This is a genomic window from Alsobacter sp. KACC 23698, from assembly GCF_045348435.1.
Lineage (GTDB): Bacteria > Pseudomonadota > Alphaproteobacteria > Rhizobiales > Beijerinckiaceae > Alsobacter.
Genome location: NZ_CP157484.1, coordinates 5,136,822 through 5,151,009 on the forward strand (window position 1 = coordinate 5,136,822; position 14,188 = coordinate 5,151,009).

A 14,188-nucleotide genomic window follows, 5' to 3' on the forward strand; every position below is an offset into this window, starting at 1 on the left:
GTCCTCCCCACACTCCCCACATTCGCCGTGGGGCTGATCAGCGTCGCCGTTCCGCGCCGCCCTCCACCCTTCACCTCCGGGCCGACAGGCCGCGGAGCTGAAGGCGTATCCGCCGTCCCCCAGACCCGTTCACGCACGAAAAAACCCCCGCCGGGCGAACCGGCGAGGGCTTTTGAACGACGAAAGAAGCGAGCCCCGAAGGGCGGCGCCGATCAGGCGGCCTTGTCGACCGCCGGCAGGGCCGACTTGGCCTTCTCGACGATGGCCTTGAAGGCCTCCGGCTCGCGGATGGCGATGTCGGAGAGCACCTTGCGGTCCACCTCGACGCCCGCCTTGGCGAGGCCGTCGATGAAGCGCGAATAGGTCAGGCCGAACTCGCGGACGGCGGCGTTGATGCGCTGGATCCAGAGCGCCCGGATGGTGCGCTTCTTGGCCTTGCGGTCGCGCGTGGCGTACTGCATGGCGCGATCGACCGCCGCCTTGGCGGTCCGGATGGTGTTCTTGCGGCGGCCGTAGAAACCTTTGGCGGCCTTCAGGGTCTTCTTGTGCTTCGCGTGGGAAGTCACGCCGCGCTTGACGCGAGCCATGGCTGATCTCCTGGCGTTTGAGAAAGGGTGAGCCGGGCTATCAGCCGTTCGGCAGGAAGTACTTCTTCACGTTGGCCGCGTCGCCCTCGAAGAGGACGGCCGTGCCGCGGTTGTTGCGGATCTGCTTGACGGTCCGCTTGATCATCCCGTGCCGCTTGCCGGCATGGGCGTACAGCACCTTGCCGGTGCCGGTGATCTTGAAGCGCTTCTTGGCGCTCGACTTGGTCTTCATCTTGGGCATTTTGCTCTCCTTGGACGGCCAGGCCGTCCCCGGTTTTGATGGTCGGCCGCAAGCGGCCGTTCGTCTCGTCATGAGCGAAAAAGAACCGCCACGGCAGCCCTAACGGCCGGGCGGTTCTGAAGGCGCGGTCTATAGCAGAACCGGGCGGGGAATCAAGGCCGACCGGCCTCCCTCACTCCGCCGCGCCCCTCACTCGGCCGCCCGGCGGGCCGGCAGCACGCCCCAGGAGGCCAGCACGTCCGAAAGCGTCTTTCGGTCCGCGGCGTCCAGCGCCGGCAGGCCGGGCAGCCGCACCGGGCCGACCGGGTAGCCGATCAGTTCCATGGCCTCCTTGACGACCGTGACGTTGGCGCCGTTGCCGAACTTCGTCCGCATCGTCTCGAAGGCCGCGATGGTGGCCACGAGCTCGCGCACCTTGGCGAAGTCGCCGCCCTCCAGCGCCGCGTGGATGGCCAGCGAGCGGGCCGGGTCGACATTGACCAGGCCCGACGTGAAGCCCCGCGCCCCGGCGGCGTAGAAGGGGGCCGCCCAGCCCTCGGCGAGGCCGCAGACCCAGACGGCGGTGTCCGGCCCGCTCGCCCGGATGCACTCGGAGAGCAGCATCAGATTGGGGGTGGCGAACTTCACCGCCGCCACGTTCGGGTGGTTGGCGATGCCCATGAGCTCGTCGACCTTCATGGCGTCGGAGCGCACATAGGCCACCAGCGGCAGGTCGACATCCTCGGCGATGCTGCGGAAATAGGCCGCCTGCGACTGCGGCGCCGCGAAGGGGTCCATCGGCTGGTGCGCCATGATGGCGTCCGCTCCGCCCGCCTTGGCCCGGCGGCCGAGCTCGATCGCCTCCTTGAGGGAGCGGCCCACCGCCGCCGTCAGCAGCGAGCGCGAGGCGTTGCCGGCGATCGCCCCGTCATGCACGGCCCGCACCTCGTCCGGCGTCAGCGCGTAGTACTCGCCGGTGTTGCCGGCCGACACGATGTTGTGGATCCCCCCCGCCGCGATGCGGTCGATGACGCGCCGCAGCTGGGCCTGGTCGACGTTTCCGGACGCGTCGTAGGGGGTGACGTGCACGCCCGAGATGCCCCGCAGGGCGGCGAGCAGGCGGGGGGAATGGGTCGTCGTCATGGCGTGGGCTCCAGGGGTGCGAGGGGGGGGGTCCGGGTCTCGAAGGCGGTCTTCACATGGTGGCGGGCCGAGCGCATCACGTGGTCGCGCATGGCGCGCTCGGCCTCGTCGGCGTCGCGCCGCGCCAGGGCGTCGAAGATGGCGGCGTGCTCGGCCAGCGCCCGCTCGCGCTCGGCGGCGTCGCCCAGGATGATGGCCCGGGCGGCGTGGACATAGATGCGCTGCCCCACCAAAAGGCGCTGCAGATAGCGGCAGCCGGACACGTCGTGGATCCCGTCATGGAACTCGCCGTTGAGCTCGATGATCTGGGCGACGTCGCCCGCCGCCGTGGCGGCCCGCATCCGGGCGATGACGTCGGCCAGCGCCTCGACCCCGGCGGCCTCGATGCGCTGGGCCGCCATGCGGGCGATCATGCCCTCCAGGGCGGCGCGGGCCAGCGCCATCTCCTCCGCCTGCCGGGCGTCGAAGGTCACCCGCACGCCGCGGCGCGGCTCGGTCGCCACCAGCCCCTCGGCCTCCAGGCGCCGCAGCGCCTCCTTGAGGGGCGTGGTGCTGACGCCCAGCTGCTCGGCCATCTGGCGCTCGTTCAGCCAGGCGCCGGCCGGCAGCTCGCCGCCGATGATGGCGCGCCGCAGAACGTCGTGGACATGCTCGCGCAGGCCCTTCAGAAAAGCCGGGTCGACGGGCGCGAGGGCGGCGGCTTCGGGCCGTTCGCCTTGTCGTCCGCTCGGCGGTCGTCCGCTCACCATGGATCTCCGGGTTCGGCGGGTTCCGTGCTGGCGCGACTTGATATATCAACGACATCGAAAATCAAGGCGGCGGCGCGGACATGTCGCCGGCCGCCCCTCAGGAGAACGCCTCATGCGCATCGATGCCCCCGACGTCGAGGTCCTGATCGACACGCCGCTCGGCACCGGCGAGGGGCCGCTCTGGTCCGCGGCCGAGCAGGCGCTCTACTTCGTCGACATCGAGGCGCCGGCCCTCTTTCGCTTCGATCCGGCGACCCGCGCCCTGAAGCGCTGGGACATGCCGAGCCCCATCGGCAGCTTCGGCCTCTGCCCGGACGGCCGCGCCGTGGTGGCGCTGAAGACCGGCGTCCACCTGTTCGATTTCGCCACCGGCGCCTTCGACTTCCTGGTCGCCCCGGAGCCGGACAAGCCCGGCAACCGCCTCAATGACGGCAAGGTCGGGCCGGACGGCCGGTTCTGGGTCGGCAGCATGGACGACCGCCCCGAGAAGGAGCCCGTCGCCGCCCTCTACCGCATCGATCCGGACGGCGCCTGCACGCGCATGTTCGACGGCCTCACGGTGTCGAACGGGCTCGCCTGGAGCCCCGACGGGCGCACCATGTTCCACTCCGACAGCCGCCAGCGCTTCATCCAGGCCTTCGATTTCGACCCCGTGGCCGGGGCGCTCTCCAACCGCCGCCGCCTGCGCATGATGGAGGAGGACGACGGCCGCCCCGACGGCGCGGCCTGCGACGCCGAGGGCTTCTACTGGTCGTCCGGCGTCTCGGCCGGCTGCCTCAACCGCATCGCCCCGGACGGGACGCTCGACCGCAAGGTGAAGCTGCCCGTGTTCGGCCCCACCATGCCGTGCTTCGGCGGGCCGGACCTGAAGACGCTCTACGTCACCTCGCTGCGCAAGGAGCGCGACGGCGTGCGCCAGGCGGGCACGCTGATCCGTTTCGACGTCGATGTCCCCGGCGCGCCGGTGGCGCGCTTCGGCGAGCCGCTGCGGGCTACTCCGCGGCCGTGATCGGCCGGCCCGCATATTCCATGGCGCAGAACGGACCGCCCTGGAAGTGCAGGTCCGCGGGCTCATGGGCGAGGCCGGCCTCGGCGGCCAGCGCCGCGTCCTGGTGGTCCTCGGCCCGGTCCTGCGGCTGGTAGCCGAGCCGGTAGGCGGCGGAGTTGTCGTACCAGCAGGCGGCGTTCTTGCTGACGCCATAGACCACGTTGCAGTGGATGTCGGGGTGCTGCAGCCCGATCATGCAGAGCTGGGCGAGGTCGCGCCCGCTCACCCAGATGGCCAGCGCCCGGGCGCTGCCGGGCGTGTCGGCCGCGTTGCCGATGCGCAGCAGCATGCTGGTCACGCCATATTTGTCGGCGTACAGCGAGGCCACCGCCTCGCCCCAGCACTTGCTCAGCCCGTAGCGGCTGTCGGGCTTCACCGGAACGGTCTCGTCGATGCGCTGGGCGCGGGGATAGAACCCCACCGCGTGGTTGCTGGAGCCGAACACCACCCGCCGCACCCCGTGGCGGCGGGCCGCCTCGTAGACGTTCCACGTCCCGATCACGTTGGCCTGCAGGATCGGCTCGAACGGCGCCTCGTTGGGCTGGGCCGCCAGATGGATCACGGCGTCCATGCCCTGCATGGCCCGCTCGACGGCCGCCATGTCGGAGATGTCGCCGGTCTGGCTCTCCTCGTTCGGCCCGAGCGGTGGCGCGTCCACCCTGTCGAAAGTCCGGATCAGGTCGAAGCGGCCGGAGAACTCGCCGCGCAGCTTGCGCCCCACATGCCCGGCGCCGCCGGTGATCAGGATCTTCATCGATGTGCCCTCGTTGGGTCCGCCCGACGCTGCGCGTCGGCGGTTCGGGGCGAAAGAGAGCCTCCCCCGCGCCATTTCGCAAGAGGGACGGCGCCGCCGGGGCTCGATGTCGGCTACACCCGGCGCAGGGCGGCGTGCTAGGACAGGGCGTCTCCGATGTTCCGGACCCCATGACCATCACCAACGCCAGCGGCTGGGCCGCGCTGCGCTCGCGCGATTACCGGCTCTTCTTCGGCGCCCGGTTCCTGTCCGGGCTCGCGATGCAGGTCCAGAATGTCGGGCTCGGATGGCTGGTCTATGACCGCACCGGCAGCGCGCTGGCGCTGGGCCTGGTCGGCCTCGCGGCGTTCCTGCCCGCCTTGGCGCTGGCGCTGGTCACCGGCCATGTGGCGGACCGGTTCGACCGGCGGCGCATCATCGTGGCCTGCTGGTCGGTGGTGGCGATGGGTTCGCTCGGGCTTTGGGCCGTCGCGCTCGATCCGAGGACGCCGGTCTGGCCCATCTATGCGCTGGCCGTCCTGGTCGGGGCGGCGCGGTCCTTCGCCAATCCGGCCAGCCAGGCCCTGATGCCCAACCTGGTCGGCCGCGCCAATTTCGCCAGCGCGGTGGCGCTGAACGCCTCCGCCTGGCAGACCTCCTCGATCGCCGGTCCGGCCGTGGGCGGCCTGCTCTACGCCTTCGGCGCGCCGGTGGTGTTCGCGGCGGCGGCGGGGGGCTTCGCGACCGCGGCCGCGCTCGTGTCGCTGATCCGCGTCGCCGCCCGCACGAGCCCGGTCCGGAAGGCCACGCTCTCGACCCTGCTGGCCGGCATCCGCTTCATCAGGGCGCGGCCGGTCATCCTAGGGGCGATCTCGCTCGACCTGTTCGCCGTGCTGCTGGGCGGCGCCACCGCCCTGCTGCCGATCTATGCGCGGGACGTGCTCCTGGTCGGGCCGGTCGGGCTCGGGCTGCTGCGCAGCGCCCCGGCGCTCGGGGCCGTGGCGATGTCCGTCACGCTGGCGGCCCGGCCTCTGCAGAAGCGCGCCGGCCGCACCATGTTCCAGGCGGTTGGGGTGTTCGGGCTGGCCACGATCGTGTTCGGCCTGTCCACCCACATCGTGTTGTCGATGGCCTGCCTCGCCGTGCTCGGCGCCTCCGACATGATCAGCGTCTATGTGCGCCAGACGCTCGTGCAGGCGGAGACCCCGGACGAGATGCGCGGCCGGGTGGCGGCGGTGAACAGCGTCTTCGTCGGCGCCTCCAACGAACTCGGCGAGTTCGAATCCGGCGCGCTGGCCGCCGCCATCGGGGCGGTCCCGGCCGTGGTGGTGGGCGGGTTCGGCACCATCATGGTGGCGGCCCTCTGGGCGAGGCTGTTCCCGGCGCTCTGGATGCGCGACCGGCTGGTCGCCGACCGCCCCGCTCCCCGCCCGGCCGAAGAGCCGGTCCTCGCCAAATAGGCCTCAGGCCAGCAGCCGGCTGCGCGGCCGGGGCGCCGGGGTCGGAACGCCCGCCAGCGTCATGGCCGGACCGCGGTCCAGCATCGCGGACCGCGACCCGTCGCGCAGCGCGCCCCGGATCTCCTCGGCCAGCGACGTCGCCTCCGGCGAGCGGGTCTGGCCGACCAGCATGCCGATCCGGTTCACGGGCAGCTCCGGCAGCCCCTGCTCGGGGCCCAGCAGCCGCATGCCCGGCCCGATCGCGCATTCCGGGAACACCGTCGCGGCGAGCCCGGCCCGCACGATCGGGGCCAGAGCCGCCTGGCTGGACGACGCCAGCAGCAGCCGCCACGGGATGCCGGCCTGCTGCAGGGCGTCCGTGGCGGCCCGCCGCCAGGCGCAGGTCGGTCCCGACAGCGCCAGCGGCATCGGGCGGCTCTCATGGACGCACGAGGCGGAGCCGACCACCCAGCGCAGCGGCTCCTCGCGCAGGATCTCGGCTCCGTTCAGCGCGCCGCAGAAGGTCACGACCGCCATGTCGACCTCGCGCGCCGAGACGCGCTCCGCCAGCAGCAGCGAGCCCTCGCAGACCACCGACATCTCGACCAGCGGATGCCGGCGCATGAAGCGCTTCAGGATCTCCGGCAGGAAGGAATCGGCGTAGTCGTCCGGAATGCCCAGCCGCACCCGGCCCGCCAGGGCCTTGTTGGAGACGCTCGCGAAGGCGGCGGCCTCGAGCTGCAGCATCTGGCGGGCGTAGTCGACCAGCTTCTCGCCCTCCTCGGAGAGGCGCACGCCGCGCCCCTGCTTGAGAAAGAGCGGGCGGCCCAGCATCTCCTCCAGCCGGCGGATCTGCATCGAGACGGCCGACTGGGTCTTGTTCACCCGCTCGGCGGCTCGCGTGAAACTGCCCGTGTCGATGATGGCGACGAAGCTGCGCAGTTGATCGGTGTCCAGCATGGGGGGCTCCCGGACGAAGTGATCTCGTTTCGCGATGACTCCAATTACAACCATTCGTTGGACCGATCAATAGAGCAAGAGCATGCTCCTTTCATCGGAATTAGCGATCGATGGCTCAGGCTACGGTCCCCCAACCACGGAGCAGATCCATGTCCCCCGGCATCGTTCTCAACCGGCCCCCCCGGGGCCTCGCCGCCTCCCGCCCGACCGTCACCGCCCGGAGCGCCATCAGCTTCGGCCGGATCGCCGCGCTGAGCCTGCGGGCTCTGGGATGGCCCGCCCGCTACGTCGCGGCCCGCCGCAACCTGGCGATCCTGGCCGCCATGTCGGACCTCCAGCTGAGGGATATCGGCCTCACCCGGTCCGACATCCGGAACGTCACGGCCCTGCCGCGCGACGAGGACCCGACCCCGCTGCTCGCCGACATCGTCCAGGAGCGCCGCCGCCGGCGCCGGGCCTGACATCCCCGGACCGAGAGCCTCCCGGCTCGCCCGCCGGCTGCGCCCGGTGTGGACATCCCCCGGACCCTGTGGCTTGCTCGGCGGGCCGCAGGAGCCGCCCGGGATGACTTTTGAGAGCTGGATCGCCTTCACGGCCGCGTCGGCGGTCCTCCTGCTGATCCCCGGCCCGACGATCCTGCTCGTGGTCTCCTATGCGCTGGGGCAGGGCTGGCGCACGGCGCTGCCCATGGCGGTCGGCGTCGCGCTTGGCGATTTCACCGCCATGACGCTGTCGATGCTGGGCCTCGGCGCGCTGCTGGCCGCCTCGGGCGCCGTGTTCACGGCCCTGCGCTGGGCCGGCGCGGCCTATCTGGTGTGGCTCGGCGTGAAGCTCTGGCGCGCCGGCGGGACGCTCGACGCCCAGCCGCGCACCGACGCCGCGCCGGTCTGGCGCATGCTCGGCCACGCCTGGCTGGTGACCGCGCTCAACCCCAAGAGCCTGACCTTCTTCGTGGCCTTCCTGCCGCAATTCCTCGACCCCAGGGCCGACCTCCTGCCCCAGATGGCGGTGTTCGAGGCGACTTTCCTGACGCTCGCCTTCGCCAACGCGCTGGGCTACGCGCTGGTGGCCTCCAGGGCGCGCGCCGTCGTCCGCAACGAGCGCGCCGTCCGGGCCGTCAACCGCGTCGGCGGCGGCCTGCTCGTCGGGGCCGGCGTCGCCGCCGTGGCGGCGGGCGGCGCGCGCTCCTGATCAGGCTTCGCTGCGTTTCAGCAGGTAGTCGAGCCCGCCGACGCGGTACCACCGATAGTCATAGGCGCTGAGCAGCACGGTGTGGCGGCCGTCCCGGTCAGGCCGGCTGTGGTCGCCGGTGAACAGGTTCACCAGGCACAGCTCCGGGTCGTCGAGGCCGAGCATGAACGAAGGCTCGCGCGGACGGCCGTCGAGATTGTGCAGCGCCACCACGGAGTTGTTCTTCCAGTCGTAGCGCAGCGCCAGCACGGCTGGATCGCCGGTGTCGAGCGCGGTCACGTCGCCCCAGCCGATCTCCGGCGTCTCCTTGCGCATGCGGATCATCCGCTCGGTCCAGTTCAGCATCGAATCGAGGTCGCGCCGCTGATAGGCCGCGTTGACGTGCTGAAAGCCGTAGGGCCCGGATTCGATCACCGGCGAGACCGGCCTGTCGCTCTTGGTGAAACCGCCATGCGGCTCGGTCGACCACTGCATCGGCGTGCGGGCGCAATTGCGCTCCGGCAGGCTCAGGTCGTCTCCCATGCCGAGTTCGTCGCCGTAGCGGATCACCGGCGTGCCGGGCAGCGAGAACATCAGGCTGTAGGCGAGTTCGAGCCGCCGCCGGTCGCCGTCCAGCATGGGGGCGAGGCGCCGGCGGATGCCGCGGTCATAGAGCTGCATCGACGGATCCGGCCCGAAGGCCGCAAACACGCGCTGGCGCTGCTCCTCGCTGAGCCGGCCGAGGTCGAGCTCGTCGTGGTTGCGCAGGAAGAGCCCCCACTGGGCGGTGGCCGGGCGCGGCTTGGTGGCCCCGATGGCCTCCACCAGCGGCCCCGCGTCGGCGGCCGCCAGGGCGTAGAACAGATGCTGGTTCACCTGGAAGTTGAACATCATCTGCATGCGGTCGCCGTCCTCGCCGAAATAGTCCATGTCGGTCTCGGGCAGCACATTGGCCTCGGCCAGGATGATGGAATCGCCCTGCCGCCATTGCAGGAACTCCCGGAAGGTCCGGAGCATGTCGAACTGCTCCTTCGGCTTCTTCACGTCCGCGCCCTTCTGGCTGATCACGAAGGGCGCCGCGTCCATCCGGAACCCGGAAACGCCGAGCTGGATCCAGAATCCCATGATCTTGAGGATCTCGGCCTGCACATGCGGGTTGGAGGTGTTGAGGTCCGGCTGGAAATCGTAGAAGCGGTGGAAGTAGTACTCGCCCGCCTCGGGGTCGCGGGTCCAAGTGGTCTTCTGCACGCCCGGAAAGACCATGCCTTCGTCGGCGTTGGCGGGCTTCTTCTTCGACCAGACATACCAGTCGCGGTAGGGCGACTTCGGGTCCTTCCGGGCCGCCTGGAACCAGGGATGCTGGTCCGACGTGTGGTTCACCACGAGGTCGATCAGCACCCGGATGCCGCGCTGCTTGGCCGCGTGGGTGAACTCCACGAAGTCGCCCAGCGTGCCGTAGCGCGGGTCGACCCCGTAATGATCGGCGACGTCGTAGCCGTCGTCGCGTCCCGGCGAGGGCTGGAACGGCATCAGCCAGACCGCCGTCACGCCCAGCCCGTGCAGGTAGTCCAGGCGGCGCACCAGCCCCTGGAAGTCGCCGACCCCGTCGCCATTGGCGTCCATGTAGGTGCCGACAGACAGGCAGTAGATGACGGCGTTCTTGTACCAGAGGTCGTTGATCACGCCTGGCCTCCCGGCTGCTCGAGGATGGATGCGGCCGAAACGGCCTTAGCGGCTCACCTTGACGGTCCCGCCGGTGCGGATGGCCTCGTAGAGGGCGGTGATGACCCGCATGTCGGCCAGGCCTTCCTCGCCCGGCGTCGACGGCTGCTTGTCCTCGGCGACGCATTCGGCGAAGTGGTCCATCTCGGCGGCGAACTGGTTCACCTGCGGGATCAGCAGCTCCTGGTCGCGGGCGTCGCCTTTGGCCTCCTCGCCCTGCTTCACCTTCAGGCGCAGGCCCGCATAGCTGAAGGCGGGGTTCATATCGATCACCCCCTTGGCGCAGTGCACGGTGTAACGCCGGTCGACCGCGGCCCCGAAGCTGCAGTCGCAATGGGCCAGCGCGCCGGAGGGAAAGCGCATCGTATAGGCGACGCTTTCGGGCACCTCGCGGAAGCGCGGGTCGTCCTTGGGCTGATGCGCGAAGGCCGACACCTCCACGGGCTCCTCGCCGGTGACGTAGCGCGCGGCGTTGATGCTGTAGATGCCGACATCGCCGAGCGGCCCGCCCGCGGTGGCGTTGCTGAGCCGGATATTGGGCGCCTTCTGGTCCTGGCAGTTGCTGGACGCGAAGGTCTTCACCGCGCCGAGCTCCTTGCGGCCGCACAGCTCCATGACCTTCTGGTTGAGCGGCTCATAGTGGAGCCGGTAGGCGATCATCAGCTTGCGGCCGGTCTCCCGCGCGACGGCGATCATCCGCTCGCACTCCTCGACGGTGGGGGCCATCGGCTTCTCGCACAGCACGTGCTTGCCCGCCCGCAGCGCCCGGATCGTGTATTCGGCGTGCATGTGGTTGGGCAGCACGATGTAGACGACGTCGATGTCCTCGTTGTCGGCGATCTCGTCGAACTCGTCATAGTCGTAGATGGCGTCCGCATCGACGCCGTAGGCGGCGGCCACCTTCTTGGCCTTGTCCTCGTGGCCGCTGACGAGCGCCACCGGGACCGCCATGCGGGCCGAGCCGAAGGCCGGCATGATCTCCGCCAGGGCGAGCTCGCCGAGCCCCACGACCGCGAAGCCGATCTTGCGCTTCGCCTCCGGGATCTTCAGGTCCGGCGGCTGCCGGTCGGGCGGGGCGAGCGGAATCGGGTCGGAGCCGCCGGCGCCCTCGGCCGGCGCGGCGGCCAGGACCGGCGCCCCATCCGGGCTTCCCGCCCCGCCGGGCGCGCCGGCGGCCTGGCGCATCGGCAGCGCGCTGGCGGCCCAGCCCCCGAGGCCGACCAGGGCCGCGGTCTTGGTGAAGGTGCGGCGGCTCGTGTCGATGGTCATGGGGCGTCTCCGCGGCCTGGCGCTGGTCCATTTCGCGGAGGTAATCGCGGCTGTGCGGGATGGTTCCGGGGCCGCCTCAGGCCGCCGGCGTGAACCCGCGCTGGCGCAAGGCGGCCTGGATGTCGGGCCGCGCCAGGGCCGCCAGGAACGCCTTCACGGCCGGCGAATCCAGCCGGTCGCGGGGAACCACGAAATCATAGGCCTCGTCCGCGATCGGGATGAAGCCCAGCCCGTAACCCTCCGCCACCGGCCGGATGGTGACGCCCCAGTCGGCCCGGCCCTGCGCGATGGCGGCCGCGACGGCGTTGTGGGAGCGCGGCTGGTTCGAGTAGCCCTCCGGCCTGCGGCCGGCCAGCAGGCCGTCGACGAGGATGCGGGTGCCCGAGCCGGCGTTGCGGTTCACCATCAGGACGCCCGGCTCCGCCGCCGCGGCCAGCGCCTGCTCCAGCGTCTTGCCCGCGAAGCGGGCGTCCCCGGCCGCGAAGGCGAAGCCCTGCAGGCGGCCCCAGCCCGGAACCAGCGCGACGCCCTCCGGGAGGTACGGCCGATTGTAGACCCGCGTGGCCGGGTCCATCAGGTGGATGGGGGCGACGTCGCATTCGCCGCGCCGCAGCGCCGCCAGCCCGGCGAGGCTGCCGACCGCGATGCTGCGCGCGGCCACGCCCTCCCCGGCCAGCACGTCCAAGAGCGGCTCCAGGCCCACGCAGTGGCTGCCGACGATCACCAGGTCGGGCAGGCGCAGCGTCGGCGTCAGCAGCGTCACCTCCACGGTCGAGCCTTCGTCGACGCCGTCCAGCATGGCGTCGACGGTGACGAAGCCGTCCGCCTGCGAGAAGCTCGACACCGACCCCGAGCTCTTCCCGTTCGGGAAGGCGACGAGCTCCCGCCCGCCCTCCGGGCCCTGTCCGCGGATGAGCGACACCATGACGAATTCGGTGCGGCCGAGATCCGACGCGAGGCGGACCGCCAGCCGCGCCGGGACGGCGTTCTCGGTCCGGGCAGGCTGGCCGGCGAGGATCCTGAGGACCGGCGCGACGATGTCGTGGAAGGTGAACATCGCCGAGGTCGGGAAGCCGGGAAGCACCACGATGGGCTTGGCCGCGCACACCGCCAGGCAGAGCGGCTTGCCGGGCTTCAGCGCCACCCCATGGGCCACGACGCCGGGCGCGCCGAGCCCGTCGATGAGCCGGTAGGTGAGGTCGCCCGCGCCCTTGGAGGTGCCGCCCGACAGCACCACGGCGTCATGCTCCGCAAGGGCCTTCCGAAGCGCCGCCTCGAGCGCCGCGGCGTCGTCCGGCACGGCGCCGAGCAGCACGGGCTCGCAGCCGTTCTCGGCCAAAGCGGCGGCCACGATGGGCCCGTTGGAGTCGTAGATCTGCGCCGGCCCGAGCGGCGCGCCCGGGGGGACGAGCTCGTCCCCGGTCGACAGCACCGCCACGCGCGGACGGCGGAACACGTCGATCTCGGCGATCCCGCAGGCCGCCAGCATGCCGATCTCGCGCGCTCCCAGCGTCGCGCCGGCCCGCAGCACGACCTCGCCGCGGGCGATGTCCGACCCCGCGAAGGCGATCTGCCCGCCCGCCGGGCTGGCGCGCCGGACCAGGATGGCGTCGTCTCCGTCGGGGTCGGTGTGCTCCACCATGACGACGGCGTCCGACCCGCGCGGAATGGGGCCGCCCGTCGCGATCGGGGTGGCGGTCCCGGGCGCCACGGCGATTTTCGGCGCGACCCCGCACGCCACCGTCTCGGGGTTCAGGGCCAGCCGCGCCGGCTCGGCCTCAGTCGCCCCGGCGATGTCGGCGGAGCGCACCGCGAAGCCGTCGACCTGCGAGCGGTCGAAAGGCGGCGCGTCGATCGGCGCGGCGACCGAGGCGGCGAGCACCCGCCCCAGCGCCGCCGCGAGGGCGACCGTCTCGCGCCCCAGCGGCGCGGGGCGCAGCGCGGCGGTCCAGCGCCGAACGGCCTCGTCGCGGGACAAAACCGTGAGGAACTGGTCCTGTCCGGACGGCGGCGGAGGCGTCGGCGCGCTCATGCGAGGTCTCCATCGGGGGCCCGGCGATCATCGGCCTCGCCCGGATGTGGGGTGTGCGGGCCGCCCGGCAAGGAGAAGGCCGCCAGGACGGCGCCGGCGGGCGCGCCTTCGCTCTCGGGCGGGATCAGCGCCCAGGCCTTGGCCCGCGCCCAGGCCGCGATGGTGACGTCGCCGGTCGCCAGCGGCGCGAACCAGCCGTCCACGACGTCGAGCAGCGCGAGTTCGCTCCAGCCGATGCGGCTGGAGATCTTGCGGGCCAGCGGCAGCGACAGGTCCGGCGCGGCGGCGGCCCGTCCGGCCGCCTTGTCCAGCGCCGGCCGCAGCAGCGCCAGGCAGGCCGCGACGGCGGGGCCGAAGCCCCGCGGCAGCCGGAGCACGGCCGCGCCGCCCCGCGCCGCGAGGCCGACGCCCTCTCCCGGCGACAGCGCGAGCGCGGCGGAGATCGGGGTCTCGTCCGGGCCGGCGGGCGCTGAAGCTCCGCGCGCCTCGACCAGGATCGGCCCCGGCCCGGACGTGATCTCCCCGAAGGGCCCCAGCAGGGCGCGCAAGACCGCTGCGGCGGTCGGATCGAGCCCGGCGGCGAGGCTCGCCTGCGGCAGACGGATGGAGACCTGCGCGACGCCGGCCGCCGCCAGGGCGGCCGCGAGGGCGGGCGTGACCGTCTGGCCGGCTTGCGCCAGCGCCGTCCCGGCCGGGACGTCGCCGCCGGCCCGGCGCATGTTCTCGCCCGGGGCGGCCGCCGCCAGGCAGGCCCAGAGCGGGCCCTGCCGGTCGAGCGCGGCGTCGGGCAGCACGGCGTCGGCGCCGGGCGGAAGCGGGTCGCCCGTCTCCACCCAGACCGGCGCGGCCGGCAGGAAGGCCGGCGCGTAGCCGGTCGCCCCGACCGTGTCGGCGGCGAAGAGGGCCCACCCGTCGCGCAGCGCGGTGGCGGAGGGCGGCGACGCCTCTGCCGCTCGCACGGTCTCGGCGAGCGTGGCCCCGATGGCGTCGAGCGGCGCAGCGGGCCGCGGCGGGGCTGGCGCGACGCCCTCCAGCCATCGCGCCAGGGCGACGTCGAGCGGCGCGAGCCGGGTCACCCGCGAGGCGCCGGCCGGGGGAGAGCCGCCCGTCACGGCC

Annotated in this window: 14 protein-coding genes; 4 read left to right on the forward strand and 10 right to left on the reverse strand. The window is 72.3% G+C overall.

Annotated features, from left to right (window positions below; translation table 11 throughout):
• Positions 1-212: 212 nt before the first annotated feature.
• From rplT to ABEG18_RS24665, 4 genes are all read right to left on the reverse strand, one after another.
• The gene (gene rplT / locus ABEG18_RS24650) at positions 213-587 is read right to left on the reverse strand and encodes a 50S ribosomal protein L20 (protein ID WP_406855677.1); all 375 of its coding nucleotides are present in this window, start codon (positions 585-587) and stop codon (positions 213-215) included.
• A 40-nt stretch (positions 588-627) separates the two neighbouring features.
• The gene (rpmI, locus tag ABEG18_RS24655) at positions 628-828 is read right to left on the reverse strand and encodes a 50S ribosomal protein L35 (protein ID WP_406855678.1); all 201 of its coding nucleotides are present in this window, start codon (positions 826-828) and stop codon (positions 628-630) included.
• A gap of 189 nt (positions 829-1,017) precedes the next feature.
• On the reverse strand, positions 1,018-1,950 hold the full coding sequence (locus ABEG18_RS24660; protein WP_406855679.1) for a dihydrodipicolinate synthase family protein: 933 nt from the start codon (positions 1,948-1,950) through the stop codon (positions 1,018-1,020).
• Positions 1,947-2,699, reverse strand: a complete 753-nt coding sequence (locus ABEG18_RS24665; protein WP_406855680.1) for a GntR family transcriptional regulator — start codon at positions 2,697-2,699, stop codon at positions 1,947-1,949. Before ABEG18_RS24665 ends, ABEG18_RS24660 begins: the two co-directional genes overlap by 4 nt.
• Before the next feature lie 112 nt (positions 2,700-2,811).
• Here ABEG18_RS24665 and ABEG18_RS24670 point away from each other — a divergent pair, with 112 nt between their 5' ends.
• Positions 2,812-3,708 carry an SMP-30/gluconolactonase/LRE family protein gene (locus tag ABEG18_RS24670; protein WP_406855681.1) on the forward strand — a complete coding sequence of 299 codons (897 nt, stop codon included), beginning with the start codon at positions 2,812-2,814 and terminating at the stop codon, positions 3,706-3,708.
• Here ABEG18_RS24670 and ABEG18_RS24675 read toward each other — a convergent pair.
• Positions 3,692-4,501, reverse strand: a complete 810-nt coding sequence (locus ABEG18_RS24675) for an NAD-dependent epimerase/dehydratase family protein (RefSeq protein ID WP_406855682.1) — start codon at positions 4,499-4,501, stop codon at positions 3,692-3,694. The two genes, ABEG18_RS24670 and ABEG18_RS24675, sit on opposite strands and share 17 nt — an antisense overlap.
• A gap of 170 nt (positions 4,502-4,671) precedes the next feature.
• On the opposite strand from ABEG18_RS24675, the gene ABEG18_RS24680 reads away from it, so the two are divergent.
• Complete coding sequence (locus ABEG18_RS24680) at positions 4,672-5,940, forward strand: MFS transporter (RefSeq protein ID WP_406855683.1); 1,269 nt, start codon at positions 4,672-4,674, stop codon at positions 5,938-5,940.
• Between the two features lie 3 nt (positions 5,941-5,943).
• On the opposite strand, the gene ABEG18_RS24685 is transcribed toward ABEG18_RS24680, so the two are convergent.
• Entirely contained in the window at positions 5,944-6,879 is a 936-nt protein-coding gene (locus tag ABEG18_RS24685) for a LysR substrate-binding domain-containing protein (RefSeq protein WP_406855684.1), read from the reverse strand.
• A 149-nt stretch (positions 6,880-7,028) separates the two neighbouring features.
• Here ABEG18_RS24685 and ABEG18_RS24690 point away from each other — a divergent pair, with 149 nt between their 5' ends.
• Together ABEG18_RS24690 and ABEG18_RS24695 are read left to right on the forward strand one after the other, a co-directional pair.
• Positions 7,029-7,340, forward strand: a complete 312-nt coding sequence (locus ABEG18_RS24690) for a DUF1127 domain-containing protein (protein WP_406855685.1) — start codon at positions 7,029-7,031, stop codon at positions 7,338-7,340.
• Positions 7,341-7,443: 103 nt separating this feature from the next.
• A complete protein-coding gene (locus ABEG18_RS24695) occupies positions 7,444-8,070 on the forward strand; it encodes a LysE family translocator (protein ID WP_406855686.1) in 627 nt (208 codons plus the stop codon).
• Here the strand turns inward: ABEG18_RS24695 and ABEG18_RS24700 are convergent, their stop codons facing one another.
• The 4 genes from ABEG18_RS24700 to ABEG18_RS24715 form a co-directional block, all read right to left on the reverse strand.
• Positions 8,071-9,732: an alpha-amylase family protein gene (locus ABEG18_RS24700; RefSeq protein WP_406855687.1), complete on the reverse strand. Its 1,662-nt coding sequence runs from the start codon at positions 9,730-9,732 to the stop codon at positions 8,071-8,073.
• Positions 9,733-9,777: 45 nt separating this feature from the next.
• Positions 9,778-11,040: a Gfo/Idh/MocA family protein gene (locus ABEG18_RS24705; RefSeq protein WP_406855688.1), complete on the reverse strand. Its 1,263-nt coding sequence runs from the start codon at positions 11,038-11,040 to the stop codon at positions 9,778-9,780.
• A 76-nt stretch (positions 11,041-11,116) separates the two neighbouring features.
• Positions 11,117-13,072: a molybdopterin biosynthesis protein gene (locus ABEG18_RS24710; protein WP_406855689.1), complete on the reverse strand. Its 1,956-nt coding sequence runs from the start codon at positions 13,070-13,072 to the stop codon at positions 11,117-11,119.
• Complete coding sequence (locus ABEG18_RS24715) at positions 13,069-14,184, reverse strand: hypothetical protein (protein ID WP_406855690.1); 1,116 nt, start codon at positions 14,182-14,184, stop codon at positions 13,069-13,071. The genes ABEG18_RS24710 and ABEG18_RS24715 overlap by 4 nt, the downstream gene beginning before the upstream one ends.
• Positions 14,185-14,188 lie beyond the last annotated feature (4 nt).